Below are 20,490 nucleotides of genomic sequence, written 5' to 3'. Positions count from 1 at the left end.
TAGGCTTAGAATTGACATGATTTTACCTTTGTGATATTAATTTAATTAGTGTTTTTTAATGAACGACATGCCTTGATTGGACGAAGTAGCATTTTTCTCCCTTTTTCAGAGAGCTGATGTGCGGTGAGAATCAGCATAAAGGAAAATGTGAATTACCTCCATGAGCATCTAATGGGAAAGACAGTGTCTGTGTAGCATTAGACGGTTCAGACCGTTATTCTGACTGAGTGGGAGAAAGGTTACTTTCTTCAACAAGGGTGGTACCGCGATGAAACTCGTCCCTTTTCTGGGGCGGGTTTTTTTTGTTTTTTTGCCCATTTGGATTATTTTAGTGGTTTGCCAAAAGATATTATTAACGAAAGGAAGTCGATTACATGCACATATTAGAAGAATTAGAAGCAAGAGGACTTTTAAATCAAGTTACAGATAGAGAGGGCCTTGAAAAGGAACTTTCAGAAAACCGCATTGCTCTTTATTCTGGCTTTGATCCAACAGCTGATAGCCTTCATATTGGGCATCTTTTGCCTATTCTAGCCCTACGTAGATTTCAGTTAGCTGGCCACACGCCGATTGCGCTTGTTGGTGGAGCTACTGGGCTGATTGGTGACCCTAGTGGCCGTTCAAATGAACGTACGTTGAATTCAGAAGACATTGTAAAAGATTGGACGAATAAGTTACAGGGACAGCTTGCTCGCTTTTTGGATTTTGGAACAGATGCGAACTCTGCAAAAGCTGTAAACAACTACGACTGGATTGGGGAGCTAAATGTTATTCCATTCCTGCGTGATGTTGGAAAGAACTTTGGTTTGAACTATATGCTTGCGAAAGATTCTGTTACTTCACGTCTTGAAGCGGGAATTTCTTTTACAGAATTTACGTATATGATTCTTCAATCATATGATTTTCTTCAGCTTTACCGGAAAGAAAACTGTCGTCTTCAAATTGGAGGAAGTGACCAATGGGGGAACATTACAGCAGGTCTTGAACTGATTCGTAAAGAAGAAGGCAGCGAAGAGTCTTCAAAAGCCTATGGAGCAACATTCCCACTTGTTACGAAGAGTGATGGTTCTAAGTTCGGTAAATCTGAAGGTGGAGCGATTTGGCTTGATGCCGATAAAACCTCTCCTTACGAATTCTATCAGTTCTGGATTAACACAGATGATCGTGATGTTGTGAAATTTCTTCATTACTTTACATTTTTAAGTATTGAAGAAATTAAAGAGATTGAATCAAAACATATCGAAGCACCGGAAAAGAGAGAAGCTCATCGTACTCTTGCTGAAGAAGTGACAAAGCTTGTTCACGGAGAAGAAAAGCTTCAGCAGGCAATCAACATCTCGGAAGCGCTGTTCAGTGGTGACATTAAACAGCTAACAGCTGATGAAATCCGTTTAGGATTTAAGGATGTTCCTTCTTTCCATGTAGAAGATAATGAAAAGGGACTTATCGATCTTCTTGTAGAAGCTGGTATTTCTTCATCTAAGCGCCAGGCAAGAGAAGATGTTAAAAATGGAGCGGTGTATATCAACGGTGAACGGTGTCAGGAAATGGATAAAGTTATTTCAGAAAGCGACCAAATCGAAAATCAATACGTGATTATTCGTAGAGGGAAGAAGAAATATTTCCTTCTTACGTATTAATCATTTAGCTATTTTAACTAATACTGGTGATTCCCAATAACGGTTGGTTATCACAGAGAGTAAATGAGTAAAAAATCACCAGCGGTTATGAACAGCCAATCATTAAGAGGAAGACCCTCCCATTGAAAAGAGGAGGATCTTCCTCTTTTTTTTATATTTTTTGTACTAAGTAAATTTGGACATAAAAAACCCCGGAATAAGTTCCGGGGTTTTTGAAACAGCTTAACGAGAGTAGTACTCAACGATAAGAGCTTCAGTGATTTCAGCAGGAAGTTCAGAACGCTCAGGAAGACGAGAGAACGTACCTTCAAGCTTATCTGCATCGAAAGTAAGGTATTCTGGAACGAAATTGTTTACTTCGATAGCTTCTTTGATGATGTCAAGGTTGTTAGACTTCTCACGAACGCTGATCACTTGACCAGTCGCTACACGATAAGAAGGAATGTCAACGCGTTTGCCATCAACTGTGATGTGGCCGTGGTTAACTAGCTGACGAGCCTGACGGCGAGTGCGAGCTAGACCTAGACGATAAACAAGGTTATCAAGACGAGCTTCAAGAAGAATCATGAAGTTTTCACCATGAACACCTTTCATTTTGCCAGCATCATCGAAAAGACGTCGGAATTGACGCTCAGTCATGCCGTACATGTGACGAAGCTTTTGCTTCTCTTGAAGTTGAAGACCATATTCAGAAAGCTTTCTACGCTGGTTAGGTCCGTGTTGACCTGGAGCGTAAGGGCGCTTTTCCAATTCTTTACCTGTTCCACTTAGAGAAATACCAAGACGACGAGAAATTTTCCAACTTGGTCCTGTATAACGAGCCATAATTAGCTCCTCCTTTATACCATTATTATTGGTATAAAATAAAAACAGTGTCGTGATTCCGGTTTGTGCACATTGTGTTTTCACACGCCTTCACCTCGACAGCCGGAGGTTACGCGGCGTACCTATTAAAAGGAACACAATGAAATCACAGCCCGTCACGCTGCTGCCCATTCTTATTTTACACAAATGCTATTGTAACTCTTTCAGTATTAGATGTCAACTTTAGTAGAAATGAGATGGATAGATAGCACGTCGACATCATTTTTAGGATATAAGAAAGATAAATACCTCTTCACCTTATAATAGAAAGCGCTTACAATGGAAGTGTATCTAGCTATTTTTATAACAGGGGGTTATAACTTTGACAGGGAAGCATCGCTTTGAGACAAAAACAATTCATGATGGATATGAATCTAAATCGCATCACAACAGCCTGGCATCTCCTATTTATCAAACATCAACTTTTACATTTGAAACGGCTGAGGCTGGTGAACGAAGGTTTGCAGGTGAGGAGCCTGGCTATATTTATTCAAGACTTGGAAACCCTACTGTTCGAATGTTGGAAGAGCGGATTGCCTCTCTTGAAAATGCTGAGGCAGGCTTAGCGTTTGGTTCGGGAATGGCCGCCGTGTCTGCTGTTCTTTTGAACCTAGTGAAGACAGGCGACCACATTCTTTGTTCAGAAGGGGTCTACGGATGTACTTTCGGATTACTTAAAATGTTAGAAGAGAAATTTTCGATTGAACATGACTTGCTTCCGCTAGACTCAGTTGAGCAATTACAAAAAGCAATTCGTCCAAATACTACAGTTATTTATATTGAAACTCCGATTAATCCAACATTGAAATTAATTGATCTTGAAATGGTTTCTGCGGTCGCAAAAGAAAAAGGAATTAAGGTTGTGGTGGATAATACATTTTCGACTCCTTATTTACAGCGCCCGCTAGAATTTGGCTGTGACATTGTTTTGCATAGTGCAACGAAATATATCAGTGGCCATGGAGACGTGGTAGCTGGTTTAGTTGTGGGTGACCAAGAGACCATCTCTTCAATTGCTAAAAGTACGCAAAAGGATATAGGTGGAATTCTTTCACCATTCGATGCATGGCTATTGTTAAGAGGCTTAAAGACCCTCCCTATTCGAATGGATCGTCACTCTTCAAATGCTAGACAAATTATGCAGAAATTAGCTGAGCATCCTGCCATAACGAACGTGATGTATCCAGGTATGGAAGAATCTTCATCGTATGCTATTGCTCAAAAACAAATGAAGAGCCCAGGCGGTTTAATTAGTTTTGAAATTGCGGGGGAAAAGAAAGACTCCCAAGCCTTCATGAATAGACTTAATATGATTAAAATAGCTGTTAGTCTCGGGGATGCTGAAACCCTGATTCAACATCCCGCTACAATGACACATGCCGTTGTCCCGGAAGATGAGAGATTAAGAATGGGGATTAGTGAAACTCTTATTCGCCTTTCTGTTGGTCTTGAAGCATGGGAGGATATTTGGGAAGATATTCTTCAAGCGTTAGAGAACTAAAAAAAGCCATTAGAGAAATTCTCTAATGGCTTTTTAAGTAGTATAGGTACAAAATACTTTACTTTAACTCTAAAGAAAATCTTGCAATGCTTCAGTAAATTTCTCTAAATACTCCTGATCCAATTCATCGAAACGGCCAACTTTAGGGCTATCGATATCAAGTACTCCGAGGAGCTTATCTGAAGTGTACATTGGCACTACAATTTCAGATTGTGAAGCAGCGTCACATGCAATATGTCCGGGGAAATCATGAACATTGTCAATTCGCATCGTCTTGCCTTCTTTAGATGCTGTGCCACAGACTCCTTTACCGTTCTGAATACGAACGCATGCTGGAAGTCCCTGGAAAGGCCCGAGCACAAGTTGATCGGTCTCTTTTTCGTATAAATAGAACCCAACCCAATTGACATCTGTTAGAAACTGATTTAATAAAGCAGAGGCATTTGCAAGATTAGCGAGCTGATTTGTTTCACCATCTAGCAGTGCTCTTAGTTGTTTAATTACCATTTGATAATCTTTTTCTCTTTTGCCTGAATAGGATTCGACTTCAAACATGTCAAGACACCTCTTCCTTACATCGAAATTATGAACATCATATCAAATCTTGCAGATTAATACACATATTTTGTCGTACGATTAATAAAGGATTGCCTATGTTATTACCGAATCAATAATTTAGATCGTATTATTTGGAGGTGGTTCCTAGTGAAACAGGAGCGAGATACAGCATCGAAGCGAAGTGTCATACAGGCCGCCATTCAACTTTTCAATACAAAGGGTTTTAACGGTACTTCAGTGCGAGATATAGCGGGTAAAGCGGATGTGAATGTTGCCTTAATTTCGTATTATTTTAACGGCAAAAAGGGGTTAGCTGAGTTTCTAATGACGTCATTTCTAGAAGGGTATGTAAAGGAACTCGAAAAAGTATATCAGCAGCTTGACGCGCGATCTGCCAGAAGCTGTCTCGCTGAAGCTATTGAAAGGATTATGGAGTATCAGTATCAGAATAGGCAACTCGCCAGGTTTGTACTTCGGGAGATCACTTTTGATTCAGTGCTTGTTCGGGAAATCATGACCACTTATCTAGCAAAAGAAAAGTACTACTTTAGCAAAATATTTGAGGTGGGGTTTGCAAGGGAGGAATTTCGTCCACAATCCATTGATTATATCATCATGCAAATGAGAGGCATGCTTTCTATGCCATTTTTGCAACCTCAATATATACTAGAAGTGCATCATATTCAGCCAAATGAACATTACTTTATTGAACGATATACGAAACAATTAAATGAATGGATAGAACGATATATTTGTAAGACTGGAATTTGGGAAGCAAGGCCGTTCGTTATGAACGGCTAAGCAAGGTTGGTGATTGTAGAGAGTGTGTAAGAAGTCGTTCTGCTCCTTGACCAATCCCTTTTGCGCTATGAGCATCTGAGCCATAGACGAGAGGGATTTCTCGTTTTATTGCTTCACGTATAACCCAGTCAGTTGGATATGGCTCTCCACATAAAGGTTTCACTGTTCCGGCTCCATTATAATCTAATGAAAAGCCGCTTTCTTTAATCGCATCAAGTAATGTAGAGATTTCCGAGAAAAAGGAACTTTTAGACGGGTGTTTTTTCTGGAATTTATTTGCTAAAGTTATATGTCCAATTCGAGTAGGCTTATACTTTCCTAGGTCAGCATGGACTGACTTCAATAGCGTTTCGTAATACTTTTGGTGAACCATATCAACGGAACCCAATGAAGCAATTAGTTGTTCAAAAGCTTCTGGACTATAGTCAAGGCAAGTATAGTTAGTTCCTTCTTTCAAAAAATGAACAGAAAGAATCGCATCATCTAATTGTGGTCCTACTGTATTAAGAAACTGTCTTGTCTCTTCTTCATAGCCTTCAATAAAATCAACCTCTAGTCCACAGTTAATTTCAATTTTTCCCTTAAACTTATGTTTTAGCTGCTGAATATTTTCAAAGTAGTTTTCTAGCACTTCCCATTTCATTCCGCTATCTTGATTTGGAACAGGGTCATGGAAATTTTGTGGGAGAGGAGCGTGTTCAGTAAATGTCATGCCTTTGTAACCGAACTGAATAGCAGCTTCTACGTAATCCTCAAATAAATCTGTTGATCCATGTGGACAAAATGGAGAGTGTATGTGTCCATCATATGAAATAATCATCCAAAAGCACCTTCTTTCAATAAATGAAAAAGTTTATAATAAAATCAAGGATTTTAGTTGTCGAATATTGAATTTATTTAGTCAAAGAGGTAATTACATGGTATCATAAAAACATTGATGAAATTCGTACATATTCGTTTATAAAAGATCTATATCTGATGATTTAGACTGCTGTTTTAGCATGTATACATAAATTGATGATGTGGAAGAAGGGGTGCTTCCGTTGGAGTATATTGTCATTGCGATTATTTTACTTGTTGCCGTCATTTTATACGGCACTTTTGCTAGAAGAAAAATATACAATGAAATCGATCGTCTAGAAGAATGGAAGATTGATATATTAAACAGACCTGTGACAGATGAGATTTCGAAGGTGAAAGGTCTAACAATGTCAGGTCAAACGGAAGAAAAATTTGAAAAATGGCGTGAAGAGTGGGATGAGATCGTAGCAGTTAAGCTTCCCAACTTGGAAGAGCAGCTTATGGATACCGAGGAAGCTGCTGAGAGGTATCGCTTTAGTAAAGCGAAAGCAACATTAGTTGAAACTCGTGAACGATTAGAACAGATTGAAAAGCGTATTGAACTGATGTTAGAAGATATTAATGAACTCGTTTCGAGTGAAGAGCAGAATAGAACAGAAATTGTTTCCGTTCAAGAGGTGTTCAGGGAAGCCAAACAGCGACTTCTTTCACAAAATCGTTCACTTGGTAAGGCTTATCCTACCCTAGAAGCTGAACTCGAAGAACTTAAACAAGATCTTAAGCGCTATGAACAACTAACCGAAGAAGGTAACTATCTTGAAGCTAGAAGTGTGTTGAAAGAAATCCAAGAGCGGTTAACAGCTGTTCAAGAAAAAATTTCTGTTACACCAGAATTAATAGCGCTTGTGCATACGCAGATACCTTCTCAACTAAAAGAACTTGAAGATGGAACTTCCGTGATGGAGTCTGAAGGCTATGTACTTGATCATTTGGAAATTCAAGATCATATTGAACACGTCGAATCGGATTTAGTCAGATGGGATTCGGCTATTGAGAAGACGGAAGTCGAAGAGATCAAGATAGAAATTGATACAGTGCGAAGAAATATTGAAGGACTATATGATCAATTGGAATCTGAAGTAGATGCAAGGCATCTTGTTACGGAGAAAGTAGAGGAGCTTGAACATGAGCTGCTTAAAACTAATAATCACTTTCAAGACTTGCAAGAAGAAACGAATGTTGTGCAGCTCAGTTACCGTTTAGAGGAACAGGAATTGAAAATGATTAAGGAAATTGAGAAAAAGATTTCTGATATGCATATTCGATTTAATGCTGTTATTGAAGCAGTTGAAGGCAATAAGCAGGCATTTACCACACTTGCTGAAACGGTGCTTTCCTTAAAAGAAGATCTTGCTTCAATTGATCATGAAATGCAAATTCAAAAAGAGAATTTGCATATGTTAAGAAAAGATGAGCTTAAAGCGCTTGAGACGATTAAAGATTTGAAGAGAAGATTAATTGAATCAAGAAGAATGATGAAGTTAAGTAATCTACCAGGCATTCCAGAATCATATTTAGATGGTTATGAACTGGCAGAGGATATCATTGTAGAATTAAGTGATCGTCTTTCAGACGTACCGCTTGATATTTATCAAATTAATGAAGTGCTTTCTGATGCTGAACGTGCGGTTGAACATAGTACTGAAATAACAAAAAAGCTTGTCGAAGACGCCATTCTGACCGAACGCTTGATTCAGTTTGGGAATCGATATCGAGGGAAGCACAGAAGTGTAGATGAACTGCTTCAAAAAGCAGAAGATCACTTCAGACAATATGAGTACGATGAAGCATTATCAACAGCTGAAGCTGCCATTGAAAAGGTTGATCCACAGGTGCTTCAATCGTTGAAAGATGATGTAAGAGAACCTGTTAAATCATAACTCTCCTCATTGAGGAGAGTTTTTTGTTGTAATCAGTATTTTTCTTTTTAAAAAAACGCAGACAATTTGTCTGCGTTAGAAAAAATTATGATGTTCTATCTTTCTTAGATATTATCCATCCTACTATTCCACCTATGATAGCGGGTACAATCCATCCTACGCCATCACTATAGAGTGGGAGCTTATGTAGAATGGTAATCCCAGGCATTATAATCCCGGCGCCCTCAAGGGCATTGGGGACACTTATAAGGATTGTCAAAATGATAGCCCCCCTATAAACGTAGTGATGGATAGAAAATAGGTAGCTCATGAATGTTAAGAAGATCAATACAATTGCTACAGGATAAATCGCAATTAAAACAGGTAATGTAAATGTAATCAATTGAGTCAGTCCAAGGTTTGCCACAAAAGCACTGAAAATTGTAATGATCAGAATAACAAACTTATAAGAAAGCTTTGGATACGTTTTTGAGAAATACTCGCCACATGCCGTTACTAGTCCTACAGATGTTGTTAAACAAGCAAATGTAATCGCGGCTCCAAGAAGAAATGTGCCAAATGAGCCGAACAGGTAACTCGCAACACTAGAGAGGATTTCTCCTCCGTTATTGACTGAACCAAGAAGGTTAACACTTGTAGCTCCTATATAGGCAAGTGATAAATAAATACCCGTTAACCCTATTGCTGCTAGGATTCCAGCTTTCAATACAGCGATGGAAATGGTTTTTCGATCTGTGATGCCTTTATCCTTGACGGCTTGAATCACCACAATTCCAAATACAAGAGCTGCAATTGCATCCATCGTAAGATAACCTTCAATGAACCCTTTAAAGAAAACGCCGTCCTCATACTTCGCTGAAGGGGCTGAAAGTGGACCTGGTGGATGGATAAAAGCTCCTACGATTAAACTTCCAAGAACTAGAAGTAATAAAGGTGTCAAGATCTTTCCCACTCGATCCACTAATCTTGAAGGATTCAGTGATAACCAAAACGTAATACCGAAGAAAATAAGGGTATAGATAAATAATGGCATCCCGGTAACATTCGTTGATTCATTCAAAAATGGCACGACACCAATTTCAAATGCTACCGTCCCGGTACGTGGGATTCCAAAGAATGGCCCAATCGCAAGATAGAGGATCGCAGTGAATACAAATCCGAAAGTGGGGTGAACTTTAGAAGCAATATCTTTTAAGTTTCCCCCCGTTAACCCAATCGCCGTCACGCCTAAAAGAGGAAGTCCAACCCCTGTGATGAGAAAACCAGCTGTTGCTACCCAAATATTACTCCCGGCAGAATGACCGAGCGCGGGTGGGAAAATCATGTTTCCTGCTCCAAGAAAAAGAGCAAAAAGCATTAATCCTATTGTCAAAATGTCTTTATTTGATAATTTCAACTTCATAAGGGCCTCCTGATTAAACTGTTTAACATGTCCTAATTTTCGGACTTCATATTAACACAATTGATCGACAAATCATAACAAAACCAAAATGATTAATAATTCAAACAATTTATCTGCCATTCTAGCAGCGTTCGTTCGACCTTGGTAATCATAACCATTCTTAGCGTAACGAACAAAATGATGAATCTATCTCATTATCTAGAATATTTGATTTGGTGATTTGTTTGACCTATGGTAGGATTATTAGTTGGAAATATAAGATGACTGAAGGTGTCATAATATGATTTATTTGGATAATAGTGCTACAACGCAGCCCTATAAAGAAGTACTTGATGCATATCGAAAAGCAGCTGAAAATTTTTTCGCTAATCCATCTTCTCTCCATCGAAAAGGTGGAGAAGCAGAGCGATTGTTTCGACAAGCGAGAATGAGTATTTCAGATTTGTTACAAGTTAAAATGAATGAAATTATTTTTACTTCTGGTGGAACTGAGAGTAATAATTTGGCTATTAAAGGTTCAGCACTTCAATATATGAATCGAGGTAAGCACCTCATTACTACGAGTATAGAACATGCTTCCGTTTTGGAGTCCTTCCGGCAGCTTGAATCCATGGGATTTGAAGTGACGTATTTACCTGTTAACAGAGAAGGAGAAATCTCTCTAGATGATCTTGAAGAGGCGCTCACTCCTGAAACCATTCTTGTTTCTATTATGCACGTGAATAATGAGATGGGTGCCATTCAACCAATAAAAGAAGCGGGAAAGTTGATTAAACAAAAATCACGTGCCTTCTTTCATATTGATGATGTTCAGGGAATTGGTAAGGTGCCACTCAACTTTAATGTAGTACAAGCGGATTTAGTCTCTTATTCGGCGCATAAATTTCATGGGCTAAAAGGTAATGGGATATTAATAAAACGAGATAAACTGTCTTTATTTCCACTGCTTTCAGGAGGGGGGCAGGAAAGCGACATTCGCTCAGGTACAGAAAATGGTCCTGGAATCGTCGCGATGGCAAAGGCTCTTCGAATATTTTTAGGTAAAGCGGATGTTCAAAAGGAGAAGTTAAAAACATTACAAACGCTGTTGCTAAAAGAACTCTCCGATATTGAAGGCGTGAAGTTAAATAGTACTCAATTAGGTTCTCCGCATATTGTTAATTTCTCAGTCCCTGGTATTAAGCCGGAAGTATTGATTCATACGCTTGAGGAAAAAGAAATTTATGTGTCAACTCGTTCGGCGTGTTCTTCCAAAACAGCAGCAGCAAGCCACGTATTAACATCTGTTGGTTTATCAGATCAAGGGGCAAAGTCGGCTATTAGAATAAGCCTTTCTTTTGATACAACGATAGAGGAAGTAGAATTCTTTCTTGAAGAGCTTCAAAAAGTAATACCCAAACTAAAACATGTAATGAGGTAATAGCTATGTATGATCATATCATTCTTCGCTACGGGGAAATTTCACTTAAAGGTAAAAACAGAAAAGGATTTATCACTGCTTTGAAAAAAAGAGTGAAGCAGGTATTGTCTGACTATCCATCCATTGAGGTTCATCAATCTTTTGACCGAATGATTGTGAAATTGAATGGAGAGGATCCAGATCCGATAATTATGAAGCTAAAAACGATTTTTGGCATTCACTCCCTTAGTGTCGCCATCAAGACAGAACACGATCTCGATCTTATTAAAGAAAAGGCATTACAGCTTGTTAAGGATCAAATGGGTAATGAAAGTATGACTTTCAAAGTAACAGTTAGGAGACCTTTCAAGCAATTTCCACATCGCTCACAAGATATGAATCGCGATATAGGCGGTTATGTTCTTACTAATACAGAAAAATTAACGGTGGATGTCCACAATCCTGACATGGAATTGAAGGTAGAAGTGAAGCAAGATGGTGCTTATCTTAGTTGCGATAATTCAGAAGGTGCTGGAGGTCTTCCAACTGCTCAAGATAATAAGGTAATGTTGATGTTATCAGGTGGTATCGATAGTCCAGTCGCGGGTTATTTAACGATGAAAAGGGGAGTAAAAGTAGAAGCAGTTCATTTTCACAGCCCTCCTTTTACAAGTGAGCGTTCACGCCAGAAAGTAGAGGATCTTGTAAAAGTTCTCTCTCGATACGGTGGAGACATTCGCCTTCATATTGTCCCGTTTACAAATACACAGAAATCAATTCAAAAAGAAATGCCTGATAATTACAGCATGACAATTATGAGAAGAATGATGATGCGAATCACGGAAAAGTTAGCAGAAAAAAGTGGAGCACTTGCCATTGCAACAGGGGAAAGTCTTGGACAAGTAGCAAGTCAAACGATTCAAAGTATGAATACAATTAACGAAGTGACAAATTATCCTGTTCTAAGGCCTCTTATTTCTATGGACAAAATTGAGATTATGAGGATTTCAAGGGCTATTGACCTGTATGATATCTCGATTCGGCCATATGAGGACTGTTGCACGGTGTTCTTGCCAGATGCACCTAAGACAAAACCAAAACGGGAACATGCAAATAAATTTGAACAATACTTACCAATTGATGAATTAGTAGAAGAGGCTGTAAGTGGTGTTGAAACGATTGTTATTAAGGAAAAAGATGATTCATTTGATGACTTACTTTAATCTTCCAACATTTAACCATACTACCAATAGTTAATGAGAATAACCCTCCCTTCTCTATCAAATGATAGTGTCAAGGAGGTGAACAACTCATGGCTAATAACAGCTCAAACAACCTTGTTGTACCAGGTGTACAACAAGCTTTAGATCAAATGAAATACGAAATTGCTTCTGAATTTGGTGTGAATCTTGGTCCAGACTCAACTTCACGTTCAAACGGTTCAGTTGGCGGCGAGATCACGAAGCGTCTTGTTCAACAATCTGAACAGCAATTCGGAGGATACTCCAAATAATTTAATATAATGGCTTGGAGAAGGTGAATTAGACACCTTCTCCTTTTTTATCGGCAATAATGTTCAAAACTTTCATACTTTTATGTATAATGTAATTATTGCAGAATAAAGGGGGATAAGAATGCAGGACTTAATTGCACCTGAACATTACAATCTAACAAGCGAGATGGAGCGCTTTACTTCTAAAGAAGATAAAGTGGCCTTAAAATGGCGAAGTGATCAAGGCGAAGTTCAAGAAATTACATATAAACATTTATTTGAAAAGGCGAATCGCATCGCTGGCGCGCTAACTGCCCAGGGATTAACAAGTCAAGATCGTGTTTTGATCATGATGCCCAGGTTAATTGATACATATGCCGTATACATTGCCTGTTTGAAAGCGGGTCTAGTCGTTATTCCTTCTTCAGAAATGTTGAGAAAAAAAGATTTGATCTATCGAATTAATCATGCCGAAGCAAAAGCGGTTATCTGTGAAGCAGAACTTATTGAATCATTTGAAGGTGTAGAAGACGAAGCGCCTTCTTTGGAACATAGATTCATTGTAGGCAATCGTGCTAATGGATGGATATCTTTACTGGATGAAGCTAAAAATGAAAGCGCTTCTTTCGCTGGCGTGGCCACATCAAGAGAAGACATGGCATTCCTTTCCTATACGTCTGGAACAACGGGAAATCCTAAAGGCGTTGTTCATAGTCATGGTTGGGCATATGCTCATTTAAGAACTTCTTCAGCCTCATGGCTCGATATTCATGAGGGAGATAACGTTTGGGCAACTGCAGGACCAGGGTGGCAAAAATGGATTTGGAGCCCTTTTGTTGCCACATTATGTAGTGGCGCAACTGGTTTTGTTTATAGTGGTAAATTTGATCCAGAAGCGTACCTTGGTTTTCTTTCAGAATATGATATTAATGTTTTATGTTGTACACCAACAGAGTATCGCTTAATGGCAAAGGTAGATGATTTAACTAGGTACAAATTGCCTGCTCTCAGAAGCGCCGTTTCAGCTGGTGAGCCGCTTAATCGTGAAGTAATTGATACGTTTAGAAAATATTTTCAGATTGATGTTAGAGACGGCTATGGTCAAACTGAGAATACATTACTTGTTGGCATTCTAAAAGGCATGGAAGTAAAGCCAGGTTCAATGGGGAAACCAACACCTGGTAATCAAGTGGATATTATTAATGAAGATGGTCAACCTGTTCAGGTTGGAGAAGTGGGAGACATTGCCGTCCATAAGGATGTACCTGCTCTGTTCAAACGGTACTATAAGGATCAGGAACGTACGCAAATGGCGTACAGAGGTGACTATTACTTAACGGGGGATAAAGCTTCCAAAGATGAGGATGGTTACTTTTGGTTTGAAGGTAGAGGTGATGATATTATCATTAGCTCCGGATATACAATTGGACCATTTGAAGTAGAGGATGCTCTTGTGAAACACCCGGCTGTACAGGAGTGTGCGGTCGTTGCAAGTCCTGATGAAGTTCGCGGTAATATAGTAAAAGCGTATATTGTACTGAAAGATCCCAATCAAGCGGGAGATGCTTTAGTTCGTACACTACAAGATCATGTAAAAGAGCTAACTGCGCCTTATAAATATCCAAGAAAAGTTGAATTTATTGAAGAACTTCCGAAAACAACTTCAGGTAAAATTAGAAGAATTGAGCTTCGTCAAAAAGAAACTCTTGGGGCGTCTTAGAATAGAGGATACAGTAAAAAATAAGAAGAAGACCTTTGAGGTCTTCTTCTTATTTTTTTGCTTTATTTTTAATTAAAGCTTCAATCTTATTTGCCTGATCACCTGCATTATCCTGTTCCATTGCTTTTATATATGTCGAGCGGTTCTCAAATGTTTCACGTACGGATTTTAAGAAAGAAGCGTCTGATAAATCTTCCTCCAATAGAACATTCGCATAGCCTGATTTCTGGAACGATTGGGCGTTCAAAATTTGGTCCCCTCTACTTGCAGCTCTTGATAATGGGATGAGTAACATTGGTTTTTTCAATGCAAGGAACTCAAAAATAGAATTTGAACCAGCTCTTGAGACAATTAAATCAGCCATGGCTAATAAGTGAGGAAGTTCATCTGTTACATACTCGAATTGCTTATACCCCTGCATTTGCAAATTTTCAACCACTTGCCCTTTACCGGTAAGGTGGAGAATATCATATGTTTGTAAAAGCTCATCTAACTGATTGCGAACAGCTTCATTGATTCGTTTTGCACCAAGACTTCCGCCCATAATTAACATAACAGGCTTTGTCCCAGTGAATCCGGCAAAAGAAAGGCCAGTGGAGCGTTTGCCACTTTTCAGTTCATCACGAACAACTGCGCCGATATATTCCGCTTTGCTTTCAGGTAAATGGTTTACCGTTTCAGGGAAAGTTGTACATACCTTTGAGGCGAAAGGGATGGCTACTTTGTTAGCGAGTCCCGGTGTTAAATCAGATTCATGAATAATGACAGGAACTCCATTCATCTTTCCGGCGATTACGACAGGTACAGATACAAATCCCCCTTTAGAGAAAATGACAGAAGGCTTTTCACGTTTAATAATGGAAAAAGCCTCTCCTACGCCTTTAATTACTTTAAAAGGATCTTTGAAGTTATTCCAGTCAAAATATCTTCTTAGCTTTCCGGTAGCAACATGATGATAAGTAACCCCTTTGACAGGTTCAATTAACTGACGTTCAATGCCGTTCTCAGAACCGATATAATGGATATCCCAGTCGTCTTTTAAAAAACGAGGAATTAGTGCTAAATTAACTGTAACGTGCCCGGCAGAGCCGCCACCTGTAAATAAGATTTTCTTTTTCAACGAGATTTCCTCACCTTCAACAATTGTCTTGCATATACTCTTTGTTATTCTTATTGTATCATGATTGAAAAATCAACCAAGAGTTTGATGAAAAACCAGAAGATTCACAGTTTATATGAGGAATGATACAATTAGCTCACAATTTACATTTACATAAAGGAGAGAACATCAGTGGGAACGCTTTGGTTTGGTGGTAAGATCTATACGCTTGAACATGAAAATGAAACGGTAGAAGCCGTCTATACAGAAAATGGCCGTATCAAAAAGGTCGGGTCTAAATCAGAACTAACCTCTATGTTCGAGAAAGAAATGACAGAAAAACATGATTTAAAAGGGAATGTCATGATTCCTGGTTTTGTGGATAGTCATCTCCACATGATTGGACATGGAGAAAAACTTCTGCGTCTCGATTTATCGGAGGCTACGTCAGCGGAAGAGATGAAAAGACATCTGATTAACAAAGTGAATGATACAGCCTCATTTGACTGGGTGATTGGGGAAGGTTGGAATGAAAACAACTTTCAGGATCGCAAAATCTTCCACCGTGATGAATTAGATGATATTGCTCCAAATAATCCAATGATGTTAACAAGAGTGTGTAGACATGCCATACTTGCGAATTCGATAGCCCTTGATCTTGCAGGTATAACGGATGATACACCAGATCCTGAAGGTGGCGTAATCATGAGGGATAATGAAGGCAGAGCAACTGGTTATTTATTGGATCGTGCCCAGGAACTAGTAAAGGATGCTATGCCTGAAGTAAGTGTTGAATACCTTGAAAAAGCTCTATCTTGCTCAGTCGATGACCTTGTAGCGAAAGGCGTTACAGGTGGCCATAGTGAAGATCTAAATTACTATGGTGGTTTTAAACGTACTTATGAGACCTTCGTAAATGTCATCAACGGACAACGTAAATTTAGAGCTAATTTATTAGTCCATCATGAAGTAACCGAGCAGATGCGCAAGCAAGGGTTAGGTTTCGGTGATGGAACAAATTATGTAGAGCTAGGTGCGATGAAGATTTTTGCTGATGGCGCACTTGGTGGTCGTACTGCTCTATTGAGCGATCCATACAATGATTCTCCTGATACGTCAGGAGTTGCGATTCATAGCATTGAAGGACTTACCGAACTTGTGAAGAAAGCAAGGGTTCATGATATGCCTGTGGCTATTCATGTGATTGGTGATTTGGCACTCGAGTATGCAATTGAAGCGATTGAACAGTATCCTGCTCCACATGGGCTTAGAGATCGCCTTATCCATACGCAGGTCATGCGTGATGATTTGTTAAAACGATTAAAAGAACTTTCAGTTATTCTTGATATTCAGCCAAGGTTTGTCGCTTCGGATTTTCCATGGGTAATGGAGCGTCTCGGCGAAGCAAGAATGACATGGTCATTTGCGTGGAAAACGCTGCTTGATAGTGGCGTTCCAATTGCAGGTGGATCAGATGCACCGATTGAACCTGTGAATCCATTGTTAGGTATTCATGCAGCAGTTACGCGAAAGCGTCCTGAGGAAACACATGGTGGATATTATCCTGAACAGAAATTATCTGTGTTTGAGAGCGTCTCTCTTTTTACTAAAGGAAGTGCGTTTGCAATTGGAAGAGAACGTGAAAGAGGTATGATTAAAGAGAACTTTGCAGCGGATTTCACTGTATTAAATCGCGATATTTTTAATTGTGATCCAGACCTTATTATTCAAACAGATGCTGTTATGACAGTCATTGATGAAACAATCGTTTATCAAAAAGAGCGTGGTTCTCTCTCATAGAAAAAATTCTTTACTAATAAAAACCTATGTGAATTTATATTGTTGATAACTCGTTTTTTTAGCTCAAAACGATTGGTTATAACAGATCGTAAATGAGCCGAAGTTCAACGATGTTCGTTAACATAGTCAATAAAAAAAGAAGCGCCGCACATTTTTGTGGCGCTTCTTTCGTTTAGAGGAAGCTTCTTTGAACTTTATGCCAGAAAGAATTGTTTTTAAGCTTAACAGTTTTAATGCGTTTTTCTGGGATATGAATTTGAATTTCTTGAGCATGCTGAATGCTCATTGCTTCATTGTCAATACCAATAACAGGATAATCATTACCATCCTGAATAACTTGAAGAGAAAGCGTTCTCTCATCACTTAATATAAAAGGAGAGCCGAGCGTGCGGTAATGATTATTGTTTAGTGAAGCGAGTTCACTTACTTGCATACAAGCAAGCTTAGGATCTACCACTGCACCGTTTACGGACTTATTATACGCCGTGCTTCCTGTTGGTGTGGAAACGATGAGACCATCTCCACGAAATGTTTCAAAGTGAAAATCTTCCACATAAACTTCCATGGCAAGTGTCTTAATAATTGACGAACGAATGGTGCACTCGTTCAAGCAATAGAAGGATGATTCATTGTTCACTTTTACTTCAATCGTCGGGTAACGACGAACTTCAATGCCTTCTGACAAAATGTCTCCCACCATATTTTGGATGTTGTCGATGTGGAAATCACAATAAAATCCGAGCTCACCAGTAGAAATTCCTACATAAAGGCAATCTTCTCTGAAACCTGTTTTTCTTACGGCTTGAAGGAAAGCACCATCTCCTCCAATACTTGCAATAATGCTAGCTTCTTCAGGGTTTTCTACGATATGAAAATCGTTTTTTTCTGCTAGTGCCTTTAACGGTTCTACTTTCTCCTGAATTTCTTTTGACTGCTTATAGAAAAAAAACAAATTACGCCGATTTGGCATGTAGATTCCTCCCTGTCTATCTGTTTGTCTTCTTTACTTTATCATTATCGCTTTTTAGAAAAAAGAAAAAATTATGATTTCGCTCATTTATTCAAGGCTATGAACGAGTGCGGAAAGAAGAGTAAAGTGTACTTTCTATGGTTCCCTCTCTCGACACATTAAATTTGTTCAAACGCTTCTAAGGAGTGCGATTCCTTATTTTGTATGGTATTCTCAAAAATATGAAACCAATAAGTTGGCTTCATCGTACATAAGATAGCATCAGGATATAGAGGAGGCTTACTATGAATGGAAAACGATGGATCGCCCTCGGCATTACCGTTGTTCTGATTATCGTATCAATCGTGTTTAATTTTGTTTCTAGTCTGGCATTTGGAGGATGGCAGGAAGAAATGAACACAACGGACCAATTTGCAGAGACGGTTATTGAGGAAGGTAGTAGTTCGAATAAGATTGCGGTTTTGAATGTGGAAGGAGTTATTCAAGATACTGGAACAAACACTAGTTTTCTTCCACAGTCTGGATACAATCATGCTGTGTTTATGAAACGTTTGGAGCATGCTGGGGAAGACAACAGTGTTAAAGGCATCATTTTAAGACTTAATACGCCGGGCGGCGGGGTAGTAGAAAGTGAAGAGATTCATGATAAGCTCTTAGAGATTAAAGAGAAAACGGATAAACCCATTTATGTTTCAATGGGAAGCATGACGGCTTCTGCGGGTTATTATATTTCAGCTCCAGCTGATAAAATCGTTGCGAGTCCTTCCACGATTACAGGTTCCATCGGTGTTATTATGCAGTCGATGAACTATGCAGAACTAGCTGAGAAGGTAGGAGTGAAATGGGAGACAATTAAGAGCGGTCCACATAAAGATATTATGTCTCCTAGTCGTGAAATGACTGATGAAGAACGGGACATTCTCCAATCAATGATTGATAATTCATATGATGAATTCGTTCGGGTAGTTAGTGAAGGTAGAGGAATGGATGAAAGCAAAGTAAGGGAGCTTGCTGACGGAAGAATTTATGATGGCAGGCAAGCGAAGGAAGTTAACCTTGTTGATGACCTGGGAAATCTTGAAGATACAATTGCCGGTATGAAAGAAGACGTGGGAGATCGTAAGTTACAAGTGGTGCAATATAAGCAAAACTTAGGATTAAACTCTCTCTTTGAAATGACGGCCGCTAAGCTCATGGGGCCTGATAAAGATCTCTTAGGCATCCAGCAGTTATTATCCACTCCACAATCCCCTGAGTTAATGTATTTATATTCTGAATAAGGAGGCAGGCAGAATGGATGAAACAATGAGTACGACTGCCTCTCCCGCATCTTTAGAGAAAGAAGTGAAGCACGAGCGTTTTGCTGGCTTCTGGATGCGCTTTTGGGCATATTTAGTTGATATTATTGTTGTAGCAAGTTTGAATGGAATTCTGATTACTCCTATGATCAAGGGGTTTGATCTTCCTGCTAATGAACCTGCCTATCTGCCGCTACAGGCGATATTAACAGGTATCGTGTATTACGCTTATTTTATACTGATGACTAAGTTCTTATCTCAAACGCTAGGGAAAATGCTTTTTGGTTTAAGGGTAGCCTCTGTTAAAAGCACGACTTTAACATGGGGAACGGTTATTTTTAGAGAAGGCATTGGACGATTTATTAGTAAAACAATCTTATTTGTTGGTTTCCTTGTCGTTGCTTTTACGAAAAAGAAACAAGGAATCCATGATTTGTTCGCTGATACAATTGTTGTGCACGAAGAATAAGAACATACTGAATGAATAAACCTGTCCATATTGGGCAGGTTTATTTTATACTCTATTTTCATGAATACTGTCTCAAAATAGAAAGGTATATGGGAGGAGGCTATTCATTGATTATTATTCTTGTTGCTATATTTGGCTTATTAGTGATCGCCTCCTTACCCCTTATTGTTTTTTCGACAGTAAGAGTAACGTTCACAATAGAACACTCTTCTTCAGTTGAAGAAATTCAAATAGCTGTGAAAGCCCTCTTCGGATTAGTTATTTATGAGACAACCATACCACTTGAAACGTTATTAGAAGGTGGGGAAGAGGCTGTCAAAGCAAGCAAAGAAGAAGAGGGGCTGAAAGGTGACCTCAAAGAGGTCATCCAGTTACTGAAAAAAACGCTTGGGGCTAAAACATCTGTTTTGTTTTTTCTTAGGAAGACACGATTTCGAACGATTCAATGGGAAACAAATTTTGGAATGGGAAACGCTGCAAGTACTGCAGTAGTAGCTGAACTTATTATGAATACAAAAGTCGCTATCTTCACACTTTTATCACATTACTCTAATCTTCATTCAGTCCCTCAACTCATCGTAACACCAATTTATGAAGTGAAAACGATTCAAACTTATATACGATGCATGATTACATTTAAACTGGGGCATGCTATGATCGCGGCAATTAAATTAATGAAGTCTCAAAAGAATGTGCAGGAGGCTTAGCGGTTTAGTAAGTGAAGGAGGAAAACACA

18 protein-coding genes and 1 other annotated feature are annotated in these 20,490 nt (G+C 39.0%); of the genes, 12 read left to right on the top strand and 6 right to left on the bottom strand.

Going from position 1 to position 20,490, the window contains the following annotated elements; translation table 11 throughout:
* Positions 1-63 precede the first annotated feature (63 nt).
* Positions 64-286: a binding site (T-box leader), on the top strand.
* Between the two features lie 88 nt (positions 287-374).
* The gene (gene tyrS, locus AC0VYV_RS16200; protein WP_475365621.1) at positions 375-1,640 is read left to right on the top strand and encodes a tyrosine--tRNA ligase; all 1,266 of its coding nucleotides are present in this window, start codon (positions 375-377) and stop codon (positions 1,638-1,640) included.
* 222 nt (positions 1,641-1,862) lie between these two features.
* Here tyrS and rpsD read toward each other — a convergent pair whose 3' ends face one another.
* On the bottom strand, positions 1,863-2,465 hold the full coding sequence (rpsD, locus tag AC0VYV_RS16195; protein ID WP_136948553.1) for a 30S ribosomal protein S4: 603 nt from the start codon (positions 2,463-2,465) through the stop codon (positions 1,863-1,865).
* A 361-nt stretch (positions 2,466-2,826) separates the two neighbouring features.
* On the opposite strand from rpsD, the gene megL reads away from it, so the two are divergent.
* Positions 2,827-4,005 (top strand): methionine gamma-lyase, encoded by a 1,179-nt coding sequence (megL, locus tag AC0VYV_RS16190; RefSeq protein WP_475365620.1) that lies wholly within the window; start codon positions 2,827-2,829, stop codon positions 4,003-4,005.
* Positions 4,006-4,074: 69 nt separating this feature from the next.
* Here megL and AC0VYV_RS16185 read toward each other — a convergent pair whose 3' ends face one another.
* Entirely contained in the window at positions 4,075-4,560 is a 486-nt protein-coding gene (locus AC0VYV_RS16185) for a GAF domain-containing protein (RefSeq protein ID WP_430241478.1), read from the bottom strand.
* A gap of 150 nt (positions 4,561-4,710) precedes the next feature.
* On the opposite strand from AC0VYV_RS16185, the gene refZ reads away from it, so the two are divergent.
* Complete coding sequence (refZ, locus tag AC0VYV_RS16180) at positions 4,711-5,364, top strand: forespore capture DNA-binding protein RefZ (protein ID WP_475365619.1); 654 nt, start codon at positions 4,711-4,713, stop codon at positions 5,362-5,364.
* Here refZ and hisJ read toward each other — a convergent pair.
* Complete coding sequence (gene hisJ, locus AC0VYV_RS16175; RefSeq protein WP_475365618.1) at positions 5,351-6,184, bottom strand: histidinol-phosphatase HisJ; 834 nt, start codon at positions 6,182-6,184, stop codon at positions 5,351-5,353. The genes refZ and hisJ overlap by 14 nt on opposite strands.
* Positions 6,185-6,407: 223 nt before the next feature.
* On the opposite strand from hisJ, the gene ezrA reads away from it, so the two are divergent.
* A complete protein-coding gene (gene ezrA, locus AC0VYV_RS16170; RefSeq protein ID WP_430241473.1) occupies positions 6,408-8,105 on the top strand; it encodes a septation ring formation regulator EzrA in 1,698 nt (565 codons plus the stop codon).
* 85 nt (positions 8,106-8,190) lie between these two features.
* On the opposite strand, the gene brnQ is transcribed toward ezrA, so the two are convergent.
* On the bottom strand, positions 8,191-9,507 hold the full coding sequence (brnQ, locus tag AC0VYV_RS16165) for a branched-chain amino acid transport system II carrier protein (protein WP_475367802.1): 1,317 nt from the start codon (positions 9,505-9,507) through the stop codon (positions 8,191-8,193).
* Between the two features lie 280 nt (positions 9,508-9,787).
* Between brnQ and AC0VYV_RS16160 the strand changes: the two genes are divergently transcribed.
* From AC0VYV_RS16160 to mbcS, 4 genes are all read left to right on the top strand, one after another.
* Entirely contained in the window at positions 9,788-10,927 is a 1,140-nt protein-coding gene (locus AC0VYV_RS16160) for a cysteine desulfurase family protein (protein ID WP_475372755.1), read from the top strand.
* Complete coding sequence (thiI, locus tag AC0VYV_RS16155) at positions 10,927-12,129, top strand: tRNA uracil 4-sulfurtransferase ThiI (protein WP_276511810.1); 1,203 nt, start codon at positions 10,927-10,929, stop codon at positions 12,127-12,129. Before AC0VYV_RS16160 ends, thiI begins: the two co-directional genes overlap by 1 nt.
* A gap of 89 nt (positions 12,130-12,218) precedes the next feature.
* The gene (locus AC0VYV_RS16150) at positions 12,219-12,419 is read left to right on the top strand and encodes an alpha/beta-type small acid-soluble spore protein (RefSeq protein ID WP_098444548.1); all 201 of its coding nucleotides are present in this window, start codon (positions 12,219-12,221) and stop codon (positions 12,417-12,419) included.
* 115 nt (positions 12,420-12,534) lie between these two features.
* The gene (mbcS, locus tag AC0VYV_RS16145) at positions 12,535-14,118 is read left to right on the top strand and encodes an acyl-CoA synthetase MbcS (RefSeq protein ID WP_475367503.1); all 1,584 of its coding nucleotides are present in this window, start codon (positions 12,535-12,537) and stop codon (positions 14,116-14,118) included.
* A gap of 49 nt (positions 14,119-14,167) precedes the next feature.
* On the opposite strand, the gene AC0VYV_RS16140 is transcribed toward mbcS, so the two are convergent.
* Entirely contained in the window at positions 14,168-15,238 is a 1,071-nt protein-coding gene (locus AC0VYV_RS16140; protein ID WP_430241464.1) for an undecaprenyldiphospho-muramoylpentapeptide beta-N-acetylglucosaminyltransferase, read from the bottom strand.
* A gap of 171 nt (positions 15,239-15,409) precedes the next feature.
* Here AC0VYV_RS16140 and AC0VYV_RS16135 point away from each other — a divergent pair, with 171 nt between their 5' ends.
* A complete protein-coding gene (locus tag AC0VYV_RS16135; protein WP_475373976.1) occupies positions 15,410-17,017 on the top strand; it encodes an amidohydrolase in 1,608 nt (535 codons plus the stop codon).
* A 172-nt stretch (positions 17,018-17,189) separates the two neighbouring features.
* On the opposite strand, the gene AC0VYV_RS16130 is transcribed toward AC0VYV_RS16135, so the two are convergent.
* On the bottom strand, positions 17,190-17,987 hold the full coding sequence (locus AC0VYV_RS16130) for an NAD kinase (protein WP_475365615.1): 798 nt from the start codon (positions 17,985-17,987) through the stop codon (positions 17,190-17,192).
* A 284-nt stretch (positions 17,988-18,271) separates the two neighbouring features.
* On the opposite strand from AC0VYV_RS16130, the gene sppA reads away from it, so the two are divergent.
* The 3 genes from sppA to AC0VYV_RS16115 all read left to right on the top strand — a co-directional run bounded on the left by sppA (position 18,272) and on the right by AC0VYV_RS16115 (position 20,461).
* Positions 18,272-19,267, top strand: coding sequence for a signal peptide peptidase SppA (gene sppA / locus AC0VYV_RS16125; protein WP_475365614.1), 996 nt, complete (start codon positions 18,272-18,274; stop codon positions 19,265-19,267).
* 13 nt (positions 19,268-19,280) lie between these two features.
* On the top strand, positions 19,281-19,754 hold the full coding sequence (locus tag AC0VYV_RS16120) for an RDD family protein (protein WP_430241457.1): 474 nt from the start codon (positions 19,281-19,283) through the stop codon (positions 19,752-19,754).
* A gap of 107 nt (positions 19,755-19,861) precedes the next feature.
* A complete protein-coding gene (locus AC0VYV_RS16115; protein ID WP_430241455.1) occupies positions 19,862-20,461 on the top strand; it encodes a DUF2953 domain-containing protein in 600 nt (199 codons plus the stop codon).
* The last annotated feature ends 29 nt before the right edge of the window (positions 20,462-20,490 follow it).

The organism is Anaerobacillus sp. QJM3NY_17 (assembly GCF_056173665.1).
This window is presented reverse-complemented; position numbering and strand designations above follow the sequence as displayed.